This window comes from Kitasatospora sp. NPDC091335 (assembly GCF_044757205.1).
Classification (GTDB): domain Bacteria; phylum Actinomycetota; class Actinomycetes; order Streptomycetales; family Streptomycetaceae; genus Kitasatospora.
In genome coordinates this window covers 201,531-215,836 of record NZ_JBIVUM010000002.1, presented here as the reverse complement: position 1 = coordinate 215,836, position 14,306 = coordinate 201,531, and the positions used below count along the sequence as shown (strand labels likewise).

The 14,306-nt window shown below is 74.1% G+C and carries 16 protein-coding genes; 10 read left to right on the top strand and 6 right to left on the bottom strand.

The annotated features are described in order from the left end of the window. The first annotated feature begins 56 nt into the window (after window positions 1–56). The gene (locus ACIQOW_RS05845) at window positions 57–587 is read left to right on the top strand and encodes a hypothetical protein (RefSeq protein ID WP_401080141.1); all 531 of its coding nucleotides are present in this window, start codon (window positions 57–59) and stop codon (window positions 585–587) included. A gap of 6 nt (window positions 588–593) precedes the next feature. Here ACIQOW_RS05845 and ACIQOW_RS05840 read toward each other — a convergent pair whose 3' ends face one another. Together ACIQOW_RS05840 and ACIQOW_RS05835 are read right to left on the bottom strand one after the other, a co-directional pair. After that, the gene (locus ACIQOW_RS05840; RefSeq protein ID WP_401080139.1) at window positions 594–974 is read right to left on the bottom strand and encodes a hypothetical protein; all 381 of its coding nucleotides are present in this window, start codon (window positions 972–974) and stop codon (window positions 594–596) included. Between the two features lie 112 nt (window positions 975–1,086). Continuing rightward, window positions 1,087–1,536, bottom strand: a complete 450-nt coding sequence (locus tag ACIQOW_RS05835) for a hypothetical protein (protein ID WP_401080137.1) — start codon at window positions 1,534–1,536, stop codon at window positions 1,087–1,089. 176 nt (window positions 1,537–1,712) lie between these two features. Here ACIQOW_RS05835 and proC point away from each other — a divergent pair, with 176 nt between their 5' ends. Together proC and ACIQOW_RS05825 are read left to right on the top strand one after the other, a co-directional pair. Next, complete coding sequence (proC, locus tag ACIQOW_RS05830; protein ID WP_188296330.1) at window positions 1,713–2,540, top strand: pyrroline-5-carboxylate reductase; 828 nt, start codon at window positions 1,713–1,715, stop codon at window positions 2,538–2,540. A gap of 93 nt (window positions 2,541–2,633) precedes the next feature. After that, window positions 2,634–3,887 (top strand): MFS transporter, encoded by a 1,254-nt coding sequence (locus tag ACIQOW_RS05825; protein WP_401080134.1) that lies wholly within the window; start codon window positions 2,634–2,636, stop codon window positions 3,885–3,887. A gap of 52 nt (window positions 3,888–3,939) precedes the next feature. Here ACIQOW_RS05825 and ACIQOW_RS05820 read toward each other — a convergent pair whose 3' ends face one another. Beyond that, the gene (locus tag ACIQOW_RS05820; RefSeq protein ID WP_401080132.1) at window positions 3,940–4,404 is read right to left on the bottom strand and encodes a hypothetical protein; all 465 of its coding nucleotides are present in this window, start codon (window positions 4,402–4,404) and stop codon (window positions 3,940–3,942) included. Between the two features lie 238 nt (window positions 4,405–4,642). Here ACIQOW_RS05820 and ACIQOW_RS05815 point away from each other — a divergent pair, with 238 nt between their 5' ends. The 5 genes from ACIQOW_RS05815 to ACIQOW_RS05795 all read left to right on the top strand — a co-directional run bounded on the left by ACIQOW_RS05815 (window position 4,643) and on the right by ACIQOW_RS05795 (window position 8,829). Further along, window positions 4,643–5,839, top strand: coding sequence for an acetoin utilization protein AcuC (locus ACIQOW_RS05815; protein ID WP_401080130.1), 1,197 nt, complete (start codon window positions 4,643–4,645; stop codon window positions 5,837–5,839). A 226-nt stretch (window positions 5,840–6,065) separates the two neighbouring features. After that, window positions 6,066–6,275: a helix-turn-helix domain-containing protein gene (locus tag ACIQOW_RS05810; protein WP_045699258.1), complete on the top strand. Its 210-nt coding sequence runs from the start codon at window positions 6,066–6,068 to the stop codon at window positions 6,273–6,275. A gap of 191 nt (window positions 6,276–6,466) precedes the next feature. Beyond that, window positions 6,467–6,565 (top strand): 30S ribosomal protein bS22, encoded by a 99-nt coding sequence (locus tag ACIQOW_RS05805; protein WP_003948845.1) that lies wholly within the window; start codon window positions 6,467–6,469, stop codon window positions 6,563–6,565. Between the two features lie 151 nt (window positions 6,566–6,716). Beyond that, window positions 6,717–7,814 carry an NAD-dependent epimerase/dehydratase family protein gene (locus ACIQOW_RS05800; RefSeq protein ID WP_401080128.1) on the top strand — a complete coding sequence of 366 codons (1,098 nt, stop codon included), beginning with the start codon at window positions 6,717–6,719 and terminating at the stop codon, window positions 7,812–7,814. Window positions 7,815–7,821: 7 nt separating this feature from the next. Next, a complete protein-coding gene (locus tag ACIQOW_RS05795) occupies window positions 7,822–8,829 on the top strand; it encodes a lysophospholipid acyltransferase family protein (RefSeq protein ID WP_188296326.1) in 1,008 nt (335 codons plus the stop codon). A gap of 112 nt (window positions 8,830–8,941) precedes the next feature. Here the strand turns inward: ACIQOW_RS05795 and ACIQOW_RS05790 are convergent, their stop codons facing one another. From ACIQOW_RS05790 to ACIQOW_RS05780, 3 genes are all read right to left on the bottom strand, one after another. Further along, window positions 8,942–10,234, bottom strand: a complete 1,293-nt coding sequence (locus ACIQOW_RS05790) for a DUF5667 domain-containing protein (protein ID WP_401080125.1) — start codon at window positions 10,232–10,234, stop codon at window positions 8,942–8,944. 265 nt (window positions 10,235–10,499) lie between these two features. Then, the gene (locus ACIQOW_RS05785) at window positions 10,500–11,321 is read right to left on the bottom strand and encodes an ECF subfamily RNA polymerase sigma factor, BldN family (RefSeq protein ID WP_401081316.1); all 822 of its coding nucleotides are present in this window, start codon (window positions 11,319–11,321) and stop codon (window positions 10,500–10,502) included. Window positions 11,322–11,932: 611 nt separating this feature from the next. Beyond that, entirely contained in the window at window positions 11,933–12,928 is a 996-nt protein-coding gene (locus ACIQOW_RS05780) for an HAD family hydrolase (RefSeq protein WP_401080123.1), read from the bottom strand. Between the two features lie 155 nt (window positions 12,929–13,083). On the opposite strand from ACIQOW_RS05780, the gene ACIQOW_RS05775 reads away from it, so the two are divergent. After that, a complete protein-coding gene (locus ACIQOW_RS05775; protein ID WP_401080121.1) occupies window positions 13,084–13,359 on the top strand; it encodes a glutaredoxin family protein in 276 nt (91 codons plus the stop codon). Window positions 13,360–13,542: 183 nt separating this feature from the next. Beyond that, the gene (locus ACIQOW_RS05770) at window positions 13,543–14,277 is read left to right on the top strand and encodes an exonuclease domain-containing protein (protein ID WP_401080119.1); all 735 of its coding nucleotides are present in this window, start codon (window positions 13,543–13,545) and stop codon (window positions 14,275–14,277) included. Window positions 14,278–14,306: the final 29 nt, after the last annotated feature.

Here is a 14,306-nt window from a genome sequence, read left to right as displayed (position 1 = left end):
CCGGACTGCGGGACGGCTCCTCCGGCACGTGCGGTGGCCGGGTGATAATCGACGACGTGAGCGATCAGCCCCCCATCCCCGCCCCCAAGCCCGACGGCGCCCCCGAGCCGGAGCCGATCCGCTGGTTCGGCACCAGCTGGCTGAACCGGGACGGCGGCTACTGGCCGCGCCGGGTCGCCGTCTCCGTCGGCTCGCTGGCCGCGACCGCCGCCGTGATCCTGGTGCTGCGCTTCGGCGTCGAGGGCATCGCCCTCTCCGACAACGGCACCTTCCTCAACGGGCTGCTGACCGCCGCCATCGCGGTCTGCTCGATGATGGCCGTCCGGCGCACCTGGAAGTCGCTCACCGAGGGCAGGGACCAGCTGACCGGCTGGATGGCCGAGGACAAGTCGCTCGGCGCGGTCTGGCTGATCGGCGGGGCCGGCTCGCTGCTCGCCTACTTCGTCCGCAGCCTGGTCGAGGCCCCCGGCGAAGCGGTCCGGCGGGCGGCCTACGAGCGGGCCGTCGTCCAGTACGAGAAGCGCCAGGCGAGCCGCAGCCGCCGGCCCGACACCAAGGCGCCGGGCCGGGCCAAGCGCAAGCGCTGACGGCGGTCAGCCGGTGAGCTTCAGGACGGCGAGCAGCGCGGCGACGGCCAGCGCGACGTAGAGCGGGGTGCGCCAGGCCGCCCGGCGGCGCGGCCCGGCCTGGCGGCCGGCTGACCGTGGCCCCGGCCCGCGACCGAAGCGCCTCGGCTTCGCCGGGCCGTCGTTGACCGAGCGGCGCCCGCCCGGGTCGACCGGCGGGGTGTGCTTCCACCGGGCGGCCAGCATGCGGGTGCGTCCGGCCTGCTCCTTGTGGGCGGCACCCCGGACGAACTCCTCGTCCAGGACGAGCCCGGCGAACGGGTCCTTCGCGCCCGCCCCGGACGGGGCGGACCCGTCCGGTTCGTCGCCCCGGCCCGGGCGCGGCTGCGGATCTTCGGCTATCGGCATCGCGCCAGTATGCCGACGGGGTGTGACAGCGCGTCGGCCAAGGGCACCCCGCGGGGTGAACCCGGGCTCCGGGCCGCGTTCCGTCTTCGCGCGACCGCGTCCCCGCCGGCGCTCATCCCTTGCCGCGGGCCCGCTTGACCGATCCCACCACCCCGGCGACCGCCAGCAGCAGGCCGGCCGGCAGCAGTGAGACGAAGAAGGCGCCGAACAGGCCCTCGTCGCCGAGGAACAGCTGGGCCAGCGTGTTCAGCGCCAGCAGTCCGCCGGCCGCCGGGAGCGCCGACTGCCACGGGTGCTCGTCCGCCCAGCGGCGCAGCCGCCGGTCGGTGCCGTCGCCGCGCAGCCGGCCGCCGACGGCGCCGACCAGGAAGAAGAAGAACAGGCCCCAGCCGGCCGGTGAGGCCAGCATGCTCAGCGACCAGTCCCCGGAGACCGCCTCGATCCCCAGGGCCGTCGCCCCCACCACCGCGCCGACCCCCGTGGCCGTCCGCCACGGGCCCACCGTCGCCGAGGCGACGGCGAGTCGCCGGTTCTCACGTCGGGACATCTCGTCGTGTGCCATGGCTCCACGGTGCGCCCGCCGGAGCCGGGAGGCCATAGGGGAAACCCCCGAGATTTCACCCTGGGCGACCTCAGGGGTACGGCGGCCGGGCCCGGGGCGACCACGGACCGGACGGTCCCTCCGGGCGCCGTCGCGCGGTGCGAGGATGGCCGCAGTACCGAGGCAAGGAGCGGACCATGGGCAGCAGCGCAGCACCCGGACAGAAGATCGCCTTCCTGGGCACCGGCAAGATCGGCGAGGCCCTGCTCTCCGGTCTGCTGCGGGCCGGCAAGGACCCGGCCGACGTCCTGGTGACCGCCCGCCGCCCGGAGCGCGCGGCCGAACTCGCCGCCCGCTACGGGGTGGTGACCGTCTCCAACGCCGAGGCCGCCAAGCTCGCCGACACCCTGATCCTGGCGGTCAAGCCGCAGGACATGGGCACCCTGCTGGACGAGCTGGCCCCGCACGTCAGCCCGGACCGGCTGGTGATCTCGGCCGCGGCCGGTGTCCCGACGGCCTGGTTCGAGGAGCGGCTGGCGGCCGGCACCCCGGTGGTCCGGGTGATGCCCAACACCCCGGTCCTGGTGGACGAGGGGATGAGCGTGATCTCGGCCGGCTCGCACGCCGGCGAGGAGCACCTGGTGCGCGCCGAGGAGATCTTCAGCTCGGTCGGCAAGGCGCTGCGGCTGCCCGAGGCCCAGCAGGACGCGGCCACCGCGCTGTCCGGCTCCGGCCCGGCCTACTTCTACTTCCTGGTCGAGGCGATGACCGACGCCGGCATCCTGCTCGGCCTGCCCCGGCAGGTGGCGCACGACCTGATCGTGCAGTCCGCGATCGGCGCCTCGGTGATGCTGCGCGACTCCGGCGAGCACCCGGTGAAGCTGCGCGAGGCGGTCACCTCCCCGGCCGGCACCACCATCGCGGCGATCCGCGAGCTGGAGAACCACGGGGTGCGGGCCGCGCTGCTGGGCGCCCTGGAGGCGGCCAGGGACCGCTCCAGGGAGCTGGCGTCCGGCGGGAAATGACCGCTGCGCGACCCCTCCCGCAATCGCGGCGCACCCCCTACGCTCTCGCCAACATCGGCCTACCGGCCGGTAGTGAGGTCGCCTGGAGGTCCGTTGAGTGCCGCACCGCCCGTCCGGTCCCTCTCGTCCCCGGCACCGCCCGGCCTGCGCGCCGGGCGGGCCGCGCTCGCCGTCAGCTTCCTGCTCCAGGGCGTCACCTTCGCCCTGCTGGTCACCTGCATCCCGGAGATCCAGCACCGGTACGGGCTGAGTGACGGCCTGCTGCCGGTCTTCCTGGCCGCGGTGCCGATCCTGGCCGGCGCCGGCTCGATCGCCTCCGAGCGGCTGGTGAAGCGCACCGGCGCGCGGGCCGTGCTGCGGGTGGTCCAGCCCGCCGTCTGCCTCGCCCTGGCGGCCGCCGGGCTCGGCGGCACCCTGTGGCAACTCGCCCTGGCACTCGGCGCGTTCGGGCTGCTGGTGGGCGCGCTGGACGCCAGTATGAACATGCTCGGGGTGGGGCTCCAGCACCTCTACGGCCGCTCGATCATGATCGGCTTCCATGCCGCCTTCAGCCTCGGCGGCATCCTCGGCGCGGCGCTGGCGGGCCTCGGCTCGCACTACGGCCTCGGGCTGCCGGTGCTGTTCGGCACCACCGCCGCGGTGATCGCGCCGCTCGCGGTGCTGGCCGGCACCCTTCCCCGGCCTCCGGCTCCGGGGACTCCCGCCGCCGGCCCGGCCGAACTCGGCGACGCCGTCCGGGAGGCCGCCGAGGCCGCGGCGAGGCCCGTCCCCTGGCGCCCGCTGCTGCCGCTCTGCCTGGCGATGGCCTTCGCGTACATCGCGGACGCCTCGGTCTCCAACTACAGCGTCAAGTACCTCACCGACGGCCTGGGCAGCCGCGAGGACCTCGCCAAGCTCTCCTACCTCGGCTACATGGTCGCGATGCTGCTCGGCCGTTCCCTCGGCGACCGCGCGGTGCAGCGCTTCGGCGCCGTCCCGGTGGTCCGCGCGGGTGCCGCGCTGGCCGCGCTCGGCTTCGGGCTGGCCGCGGTCGCGCCCGCCGCCTGGGCGGGCATCGCCGGGTTCACCGTGCTCGGCTTCGGCATCTGCGCGATCATCCCGCAGGTGTTCGCGGCCGGCGGCCGGCTCTTCCCGGCGGACTCGGACGCCGCGGTGGCCCGGCTCAACCTGTTCAACTACGTGGGTTTCCTGGTCGGTTCGCCGCTGGTCGGGGCGATCGCGGACGCGAGCTCGTACCGCTGGGCACTGCTCGCCCCGATGCTGCTGGTGCTCGCCGTCCTACCGCTGGCCGACCGCTTCGCCCCCGCACCCGCACCCGTTCCGGCGCCGGCCCCCGCCGTCGGGTGACGCCCTTGCCCCCGCCGTCGGGTGACGGCGGGGGCGGTCGACGGGACGGGGGTCAGCTGATCACGGTCTGGAGCTGGGGCACGCCGAAGGTCCAGCTCTGGTCCTTGGCCATGGTGGTGCCGCCCACCTGGCCGAACTCGTAGTAGACGTACGGCGCCCAGTTCAGGGTGTACGGCGCGGTGCCCCACCCGGGGGTGTCGGTGATCTTGACGGTGAGCGTGACGCTCTTGGTCGCTCCCGGCGCGATCGGCGCGTTGAAGTGGAAGTTGGCGCTGTTCCCGGTGAACGCGCAGTCGGAGGTGTCACCGGTGCAGGCGGTGATCGTGAAGGCTCCGGCCTGCGTGTTGGCCGGCCAGGTCGGCTGGACGGACTCGTAGGCGAAGTAGATGGCGCTGTTCTCGGCGTTGGTGAGGGACAGCGTCAGGGTCAGCTGGTCTCCCGCCTTGGCCGTCGACTTGTCGACGGCGAAGGTGGTGCCGCTGACCGCGGCGGAGGCCGGCTGGGCGGCGAAGAACACGCCAAAACCCAGTATTGCAGCGAGAATTACCCCAAGGCGTTGCACGCTGAATGGCTTCATGGCGGAGAGGATATGGAGTCGTAAGGCTTTTGTCTGCACCGCCTCAACACCCGCCTCCACAGCTGCCCCACAACTTCCGTAGTTTCAATGCGCACCTGGCGTCCACCGAGCCTCACCCGCGCCGCCCCGGCGCGCCCTGGCAACGGAGCGGTCACCGTCACCCGCTACGGTGGAGGCCATGCCCGAAGCCGAGCGTGACACCCCCTGCGGCCTGCACCTCTTCTGGGACGAGGCCGTCACCGCCTACGACTTCGGGCCCGGCCACCCGATGGACCCGACCCGGCTGGCCCTCACCATGCGACTGGTCGAGTCACTCGGACTGGACACCGGGCCCGGGGTGACCGTCCGCTCCGCGCCGCCCGCCGGCGAGTCCACCCTCCGGCTGGTGCACACCGGGGAGTACGTCGAGGCGGTCAGGTACGCCGCCGCCCACCCCGACCACTCCGACCCCCGGCACGGACTCGGCACCGACGACACCTGGTCCTTCCCCGCGATCCACTCGGCCTCCGCGCTGATCGCCGGCCAGTCGGTCGCCGCCGCCGAGGCGGTCTGGCGCGGCGAGACCCCGCACGCCGTCAACTTCACCGGCGGGCTGCACCACGCGATGCCGGGCAGGGCCTCCGGCTTCTGCGTCTACAACGACCCGGCGCTGGCCATCGCCCGGCTGCTGGAACTCGGCGCCGAGCGGGTCGCCTACGTCGACGTGGACGTCCACCACGGCGACGGCGTCCAGGCGGCCTTCTGGAACGACCCCCGGGTGCTCACCGTCTCGCTGCACGAGCACCCCGCCACGCTCTTCCCGCAGACCGGCTGGCCGGTCGAGACCGGCGGCGAGGACGCACCCGGCTCCGCCGCCAACCTGCCGCTGCCCGCGGGCACCGGCGACTCCGGCTGGCTGCGCGCCTTCCACGCCCTGGTGCCCGAACTGCTCGACGCCTTCCGGCCACAGGTCCTGGTCACCCAGCACGGCGCCGACACCCACCTGGAGGACCCGCTCGCCCACTTCGCCGTCACCGTGGACGCCCAGCGGCTGATCGCCGAGGCGCTGCACGACCTCGCCCACCAGCACACCGGCGGCCGCTGGGTGGCCACCGGCGGAGGCGGCTACGCCGTGGTGGACGTCGTCCCGCGCTGCTGGACCCACCTGGTCGCCACCGCCGCCGCCAGGCCCGTCGACCCGGTCACCGAGACCCCCGAGGCCTGGCGCGCCGAGGTCTACCGCCGCACCCGCCGCCCCGCCCCGCTGCGGATGACCGACGGCGCCCGCCCCGCCTGGCGCGACTTCGACGCGGGCTACGATCCGGCCGACCGGCTCGATCAGGCCATCCTCGCCACCCGCAGGGCGGTGTTCCCCCAGCACGGGCTGCTGGCCTGATACCGCCCCTCCCGGCCGGGGGCGGCGCGGTCCGTGCGTACGGCGGGCAGTGCCATCCGCCGATCGGCTACGTACTGCAACAGTCCTATCTCTCACCGTACGAGGACCGGCCTTCCCCTCTTCCCACTGGTACCACCCATAACTACTCTGGGGATACACGTGTGCCGGTGGAGTCACCGGAGGGGAAGCCGGTGCCTTGCACACGGGTAAGGGTCGGGTGATGGTCATGAGTTCCGTCGAGCGCCCCCTTCAGGAAGTCGTCTTCCTGACCGTGGCGGAGGTCGCCGCGGTCATGCGGGTGTCCAAGATGACGGTGTACCGCCTGGTGCACAGCGGAGAGCTGCCGGCCATCCGGGTCGGACGGTCCTTCCGGGTGCCCCAGCAGGCGGTGCACGAGTACCTCAAGGAGTCCTACGTGCGGCTCGAAAGCGCGTAGGGGCGGGTCGGCCGGGGGTGGTTCCGCGACTGCGGAGCCACCCCCGTTCGCCGTTGATTTCCCGGGTGTTCCCCGGTTGCCGGGGGCGCGATTTACAGCCCCGGGCAACCGGAAGGTAGGCTAGGCCCTCACGTCAGTCGTATGGACTCCGTCTCACACGGGCGAGAGTCTCAGTGAGCGAGGGTTGTTCCGTGGGCTCTGTCATCAAGAAGCGTCGCAAGCGTATGGCCAAGAAGAAGCACCGCAAGCTTCTGAAGCGCACCCGCGTGCAGCGTCGCAACAAGAAGTAAGCGCCCCCGGCCGCGCTCGGCGCGCCCAGCGCTCCCACCGCCCGCCCAAGCCCGTCGTGGCCTGGGCGGGCGGTGTCGTTTCCCGGGCCGGTGGGGCGGCGCGGTACGGTGCACGCAGGCCGCTCGGGCCGAGGGAATGGGGTGCAGCACCGTGGGCGTGGTCGTGCTCGTCACCGGCGTGGCCCGCCATCTCGGTGCCCGGTTCGCCGCCGAGGTGCGCCGCCGGCCGGGCGTGGACCTGGTCGTGGGCGTGGACGTGCAGCCGCCCCGGCTGCCGCCCGAGGAGCCGGCGGGACCGGCGGCCCCGTACCGCTTCCACCAGCTCGACCTGCGCCGCCCGGCGCTCTCCCGGGTGCTCGCCGAGCACGGGGTGGACACCGTGGTGCACCTCAGCGTCAGCGCCACCGGCCTGGGCTCCACCAACCGCTCCGCGGTGAAGGAGTCCAACGTGATCGGCACCATGCAGCTGCTCGGCGCCTGCCAGAAGGCCCCCGGGGTGCGCCGGCTGGTGGTGAAGTCCACCACGGGCGTCTACGGCTCGGCGCCCCGCGACCCGGCGGTGTTCAGCGAGCGGATGCAGCCCAAGGACCCGCCCGGCGGCGGCTTCGCCAAGGACGCGGCGGAGGTCGAGGGCTACGTGCGCGGCTTCGCCCGCCGCCGCCCGGACGTCGCGGTGACGGTGCTGCGCTTCGCCAACATCGTCGGCCCGGACGCGGACACCCCGCTCAGCGAGTACTTCGCGCTGCCGGTGCTGCCGACCGTCCTCGGCTACGACCCGCGGCTTCAGTTCGTCCACGAGGACGACGCCGTCGCGGTGCTCTGCCGGGCCGCCGGCGAACCCGCGCCCGGCACCGTCAACACCGGGACCTTCAACGTGGCGGGGGAGGGCGTCCTGCTGCTCTCCCAGTGCGCCCGCCGGCTCGGCCGGCCGACCCTGCCGCTGCTGCTGCCCGCGGTCAGCTGGATGGCCGTGCTGGCCAGGCAGACCCGGCTGGTGGACGTCTCGCCCGAGCAGCTGCGGCTGCTCACCCACGGCCGGGTGGTGGACACCGCGCGGCTGCGCGACACCTTCGGCTACCGGCCGGCCTTCAGCACCCCCGAGGCCTTCGCCGACTTCGCCGCCGCCAGGGGCCCGGGCCTGCTGCCGCCCGAGCGGCTGGCCGCCGTCACCGACCGGCTGACCACCCTGCTCGGCCCGGAAGCGGCCGCCGCGCCGGACGCCGTACCGAACCGCCGACCGAGGAGCTGAACCCGCGATGAGTGCCGCAGCCGAGAACGCGCCGGGCGAGGCCAAGGTCATCCCGATCGAGTCGGCGCCCAGCTGGAGCTCGCCGGAGGGGCCGAATCCGGCCGACCGGCTCGCCGAGGCCGTCGGCGGGGTGCTGTCCGGGCCGCTCGGCCCGGCCGCCACCCGGCTGTTCGGCAAGGGCTGGGAGGGCCGGGCCGCCGAGCGGCTGGCCTTCCTGCGCCGCCGGGTGACCGGCGACTACGAGGTGGACGAGTTCGGCTTCGACCGGGAGCTCACCGAGGAGGTGCTGCTCTCGCTGCTGCGCCCGCTGGCCGAGAAGTACTTCCGGATCGACGTCCAGGGCGTGGAGCACATCCCGGCGGAGGGCGGCGCGCTGATCGTCGCCAACCACTCGGGGACGATCCCGCTGGACGCGCTGATGACCCAGGTGGCCATCCACGACCACCACCCGGCCCGGCGGCACCTGCGGATGCTCGCCGCCGACCTGGTCTTCGTGCTGCCCGGCATCAACGAGCTGGCCCGCAAGGCCGGTCACACGCTGGCCTGCAACGAGGACGCCCAGGCGCTGCTGGAGCGCGGCGAGGTGGTCGGGGTCTGGCCGGAGGGCTTCAAGGGGATCGGCAAGCCGTTCTCCGAGCGCTACAAGCTCCAGCGGTTCGGCCGCGGCGGCTTCGTCGCCTCGGCGCTGCGGGCGCGGGTGCCGATCGTGCCCTGCTCGATCGTCGGGGCCGAGGAGACCTATCCGATGATCGGCAACGTGAAGACGCTGGCCCGGCTGCTGGGCCTGCCGTACGTGCCGGTCACGCCGACCTTCCCGTGGCTGGGACCGCTCGGGATGCTGCCGCTGCCGACCAAGTGGACGATCCGCTTCGGCGAACCGATCGCCACCGACGCGTACCCGGCGGAGGCGGCGGACGACCCGATGCTGGTCTTCGACCTGGCCGACGAGGTGCGCGAGACCATCCAGCACACCCTCTACCAGCTGCTGGTGCAGCGGCGGTCGGTGTTCTTCTGAGCAGCCCGGTACGCGAACGGCCGGAGGGCCCGGCGGAGTGGATCTCCGCCGGGCCCTCCGGCCGTTCCGTTCAGCCCGTTCCGTTCAGCCCGTTCCGGCCGGCCCGTTCCGTTCAGCCGCCGAGGATGCGCAGCCCGGGCAGCAGGTCCGGGAGCAGCGGGGGCACCTCGACGCCCTGCGGCTGGGACGGGCTCGGCGCGCTGGGCGTGGCCGGCTGCGGCACCTGCGGCGGGGCCGCGTCGGCGCTCGGCGAGGGCTTGGTGCCGGTGAGCCCGTCGGTGAGGCCGCCGACCAGGCCGTTGACGGTGTCCGGGGCGCTGCTGGGCAGGGTGTCCGGCAGCAGGCCGCCCTTGCCGCCGGTGCCGGAGGCTCCGCTGCCGGGGGCCGCCGGGGCGTGCTCGGTGGCGCCCGGGCGGTTGCCGGAGGCGTCGGAACCCGGGGTCTGCCCGGTGCCGGAGGTGCTGCCGGAGCCGCCCGCCGGAGAGCCTGCCGGGGAACCGCCGGTCGGGGCGGCCGAGCCGTCGCCCGCTCCGGTGCCGGCCGAGTCACCGCTCGTGGCGGGTGGCAGGGCCAGGCGCAGGGGCGCGACGTCCTCGCTTATGTCGTCGAAGAGCCGGCTCACCAGATCGGCCTGCTGGGTGAGCTGGACGGGCAGCCTGCCCTGCAACTCGCTCCAGCGGCCGTCCTCGTCGTGGGCGAAGCCGGCCAGTGCCCGCATCGGGTCGAGCGAGCCGTTGCTGCGGTAGACCGAACGCAGCAGGTCGCGGCCCTTGAGGGCGTCGGCGTGCATGTCGTCCAGCGCGCGGCGGACCTGCTCGACGGTGACGGGGCTGAGCGCGCCGGCCGGGCCGGTGCGGCCGACCAGCGTCTTGGCCTCGCCGAGCCGGGTGGCCGCGCTGTCGAGCAGCAGTTCGCCGCGCTCGGAGTCGGAGCCCGCGAGGTCGAACCTGAGCCCTTCCAGGCCGCGCTTCAGGCCGTACAGCGTGTCCCCGGGGACGGCGTTGGAGCTGGCCGTGGCCGCGCCGGCCAGGCTGCCGACGGCGAGCCCGGCGACCAGCCCGCCGATCGCGAACCGCCGGCTCCAGCGGCCGCGCGACGCCGCCCGGATCGCCCGGCGGCGCTGGCGGGGGACCGCCCCGCCCGTCCCGCCGGCGAAGGCCTGCTCGAACGCGGCCATCAGCTGGGCGCGTTGGACCGTTCGGACCTCCCGGTCCAGCACCGGCCCCGGCAGCCCACCCAGCGCGTCGGTCAGACCGACCAGGCCGGCCATCGCGACCGAACCGGTGCCGGTGGCAGCGGTGTTGTCCGATTCGGCGTTGGCCGCAGCGCGTTGCTCCGCCTGGTGGGCCTCCAGCGCCTCGGCGAAGGCCTTCGCCCGCCGGTGCTCCAGCACGTTTGCCGTCACGGGCCGCACCTCCCTTCGTCGTTGTCGACACCCCGGCCCGCCGGACGGTTGCCCTGGCTGGCCAAAGCCACTCCATCGGGTGATAGGCCGCAATTCGACTTGACCGTACGCCCGGTGGGGGCTTGCATGCTGGCCAACGAGCGGTGCGGGTGGTCGGTTACGCGCGGCTGATCATCGGACCGACCGTTCACCCTGACGTGTCGGCCCGGCGTGGACGGTGACGGCCCGCCGGGCCGTATGGCGGACGGGCCGTCGACGGTCCCGCTCATCGCGCGTCGGGCGGGAGCAGCCGGGCCAGGGTGCGTACGGCGCGGTACTGGAGGGTCTTGATGGCGCCCTCGTTCTTGCCCATGATCCGGGCCGTCTCGGCCACCGAAAGCCCTTGCAGGAAGCGCAGGGTGACGCACTCCTGCTGCTGCGGGTTGAGCCGGCGCACCGCGTCCAGCAGGGCGGCGTTGGAGAGCGACTCCAGCACCGACTCCTCCGGGCTGCGCTCGCACTCGTTGGAGTCGAGCATCTCGCCGGTGGTGACCTCCAGCCGGAAGCGGCTGGACTTGAAGTGGTCGGCGACCAGGTTGCGGGCGATGGTGACCAGCCAGGCGCCGAAGTCCCGGCCCTGCCAGGTGAAGGTGCCGATCCGGCGCAGGGCGCGCAGGAACGTCTCGCTGGTGAGGTCCTCGGCGGTGGCCCGGCTGCCGACCCGGTAGTAGATGTAGCGGTAGACGGTGTCCGCGTAGTGGTCGTAGAGCCGGCCGAAGGCCTCGCTCTCGCCGGCCTGGGCCCGCTCGACCAGCTCCATGATCGGGTTGTGCTCGGTCTCGTAGCCGGGGCTGGGCGCGGTCCTGGCGCGGCCCCGGCCGACGCCGGTGCTGCCCGAGCGGCCGCGCGAGCCGGTGCCGGTCGAGCCGGCTGCGGTGGTGCGCAATGCCGTGCCGGGGCCCTGCGGGTGGCCGAACGTTCCTCCGGCGAGCGCGAGTCGGGGCGGGTCGGCGAACTGGCTGCGGAGCAGGCTGCGCAGCAGGTCCAGGCCGGTGGAGATCTGCCGCTCGGCGGTGGGCCGGCCGCGGAGGCCGGTGCGGGGGCGCAGGGGCACGGACGACGGGCGGGAGGGTGCAGGCGCGTCGTTCCGGACGGGTGGGTACACGGGACTCCCAGAGGCAGAACTGTGGACGGATCACCTCCGCCTGCGCGGAGAGCACTCCCCGAAGCGTCCGTTCGAGCGGGACGCGTGGTGACGTGCATCCAGGAGAGAATAACGCTTTGTGCAATGACAGCTACACCGTGTGGTCGAAGTGGTCGTTTGGGATCCATTTGTTGTGCATATTCGGCTGACACTGACCGGTGCTGTCGGCGTTCATCCGGCTCAACGTGATCGAACGGGTGCCCTGGGTGACCAATTCGGCGGCCTGAGGGGCGGTTTCCCAGCCTCGGGGCCCGGCAACCCCCGACTTTCCAGGTCTGGCGAACGATCAGAACCAGTCACTCGGCGACAGGTTCGTGCAGGTGGTCCGACTGTCCTGCGGCGAAAGGGAGTTCGCCCGTACGAGGGGCCAGGTCAGAGGCCTTGTTGACGCCCGCTCACCCTCCGGGGCGAGCCCGCCGGGGCGGCCTCCGAACGCCTCCGAACGGGCCCCGAACGTCTCGGAACGTCTCGGAACGTCTCCGCACGGGCCGCGGGCAGGCTCCGGCGCGGGACGCTCAGGCGTGGTGCCGCCGCCGGTTCAGCGCCACCCCGGCCGCCGCCGCGCCGGCCAGCACCCCCAGCGCGGCCGCCGCCGGCAGCCCCACCCGGGCCGCCTTGCGTCCGGTCCTGAAGTCCCGCACCCGCCAGCCCTGGGCCCGGGCGTGGCGGCGCAGCGCGCCGTCCGGGTTCACCACGTACGGGTGGCCGACCAGCGAGAGCATCGGGATGTCGTTGGCCGAGTCGCTGTAGGCGGCGCAGCGGTCGAGGTCGAGGCGTTCGCGCCGGGCCAGCGCGCGGACGGCGGCGGCCTTGGCCGGTCCGTGCAGCAGGTCGCCGACCAGCCGGCCGGTGTAGCAGCCGTCCCTGGCCTCGGCGACGGTGCCGAGCGCGCCGGTCATGCCGAGCCGCCTGGCGATGATCCTGGCCACCTCCAGCGGGGCGGCGGTGACCAGCCAGACCCGCTGGCCGGCGTCCAGGTGCATCTGGACCAGGGCGCGGGTGCCGGGCCAGATCTTGTCCGCCACGACGTCCTCGAAGATCTCCTCGCAGATCGCCTCCAGGTCGGCGGTGCGCTTGCCCGCCACGATGCCGAGGGCGGACTGCTTGGCGTCCGAGATGTGGTCCGGGTCCTCGGTGCCGTGCAGCCGGAACCAGGTCTGCTGCCAGGCGAAGCGGGCGATGTCGCGGCGGGTGAGGAAGCCGCGGCGGTAGAGGCCGACTCCGAGGTAGAAGACCGCGGCGCCGCGCAGGATGGTGTTGTCGCAGTCGAAGAAGGCGGCGGCGCGGGGGTCGTCCGGGTCGGGGGTGTGGTCCCCGTCCGGGGCCTTGGAGGTCTTCCCCGTCCTGGCCCCGTCCGGCGCGTCCGGCGCGGCGGAGCCCGGTCCCGCGGTGCCGGGCGCGGGCTCGGCGCGCAGCGCGGCCTCGGCCGCCTCGGCCGCGGCTTCGCCGGCCAGGGCGCTCCGCTCGCTGCTGGAACGCCTTGCCTGGGTGAGCCTTCTGAGCACGGCCATGTCATCGAGGATAGCCAGCCGGGTGCGCGGTGGCCGTGACGGAGCCGTGCCCGCGAGGTGAACAGCTCCACCGGCCCCGCCGAGAGCCGAAGCGCAGGTCGGGACAGGGGCCGGGCCCTCCGGGGGCGGGCGGTGGGGTGGCGCAGAATGGGGCGGTGAGCCCACTGCTGCGACGTAAGAGCCCCAAGCCCGCGGACCGGACCGTGACCCTGGTCGGCAAGCCCGGCTGTCACCTGTGCGACGAGGCCCGCGAGGTGATCGTCCGGGTGGCGGGCGAGCTGGGGGCGTCCTTCGAGGAGAAGGACATCACCCAGGACGAGGAGCTGTACCGCCGCTACTGGGAACAGATCCCGGTCACCCTGATCGACGGCCGCCAGCACGACTTCTGGCGGGTCGACGAGCGCCGTCTGCGGACCGCCCTCGGCGGCTGAGCGGGGGCCGGGCCGGGCCCGGGCGGGCGTTCGTCCGTGTACCGACCCCCCGCCGATCGGCGGGGGCGGTTCGCCGAATCGTTGCCGAAGACACCCCGTTCCGGCATGGGGCGGGACGGGTTGGTCGGCTTACGATCGAACGCGTTTGCGCCCATGGGGGGCTGAGCACACGAGGAGTGCGCCATGCTTCCCGGCCCTACCCCTGGGACGCCCGGAGCCCGGGGCTTCGCGGTGGTGGACGTGGAGGCGACCGGCCGCAGTCCGTGGCGGCACCGGATGGTCGAGGTCGCGGTGGTGCTGCTCGACGAGCGGCTCCGCCCCGAGGGGGAGTTCGCCACCCTGCTGGACCCGCTGGGCCCGGTCGGCCCGACCCATGTGCACCGGATACGCCAGCGCGACGTCGAGGGCGCCCCGCGCTTCCGCGAGATCGCCCCGCGGCTGCTGGAGCTGCTGGCGGGCCGGGTGCTGGTCGGTCATCACGTCAGCTGTGACCACGCGTTCCTGGATCGCGAGTTCGCCAGGATCGGGGTCCCGCTGCCGTCCGTCCCGCTGCTGTGCACGATGCGGCTGGCCCGCGCCCACCTGCCGGCGGCCCGCGGTCACGGCCTGGCGGCCTGCGCGGAGGCGGCGGGCCTCGGCTGGTACCCGGCGCACACCGCGCTGGGCGACGCCCGGGTGACCGCCGAGCTGCTGCGGCACTGTCTGGACGCCCCGTCCTGCCCGCCGGACGACTGGACCGGCCCGCTGCGCGAGGCCGCCGGGGTGCCCTGGCCCCGGCTCGGCCGGGCCCGTTCCCGCCCGGCGGGCACCGGAGTCCCGCTGCTCCGCAGGGAGGCGCCGTACGGTCCCTGGCTGCCCGGCTGCCAAGCCCCGGAGGTGGTGCTGACCCAGGCCGGTGCTATGGGTTCGACGGCGTGATGCGCATCACTGTGCGGGGACAAAACGGA

Coding starts and splice junctions, on each gene's coding strand:
- ACIQOW_RS05770 (WP_401080119.1), top strand. CDS start 13,543: ATGCTTCCCGGCCCTACCCCTGGGACGCCCGGAGCCCGGGGCTTCGCG.
- proC (WP_188296330.1), top strand. CDS start 1,713: ATGGGCAGCAGCGCAGCACCCGGACAGAAGATCGCCTTCCTGGGCACC.
- ACIQOW_RS05795 (WP_188296326.1), top strand. CDS start 7,822: ATGAGTGCCGCAGCCGAGAACGCGCCGGGCGAGGCCAAGGTCATCCCG.
- ACIQOW_RS05835 (WP_401080137.1), bottom strand. CDS start 1,536: ATGGCACACGACGAGATGTCCCGACGTGAGAACCGGCGACTCGCCGTC.
- ACIQOW_RS05810 (WP_045699258.1), top strand. CDS start 6,066: ATGAGTTCCGTCGAGCGCCCCCTTCAGGAAGTCGTCTTCCTGACCGTG.
- ACIQOW_RS05815 (WP_401080130.1), top strand. CDS start 4,643: ATGCCCGAAGCCGAGCGTGACACCCCCTGCGGCCTGCACCTCTTCTGG.
- ACIQOW_RS05840 (WP_401080139.1), bottom strand. CDS start 974: ATGCCGATAGCCGAAGATCCGCAGCCGCGCCCGGGCCGGGGCGACGAA.
- ACIQOW_RS05780 (WP_401080123.1), bottom strand. CDS start 12,928: ATGGCCGTGCTCAGAAGGCTCACCCAGGCAAGGCGTTCCAGCAGCGAG.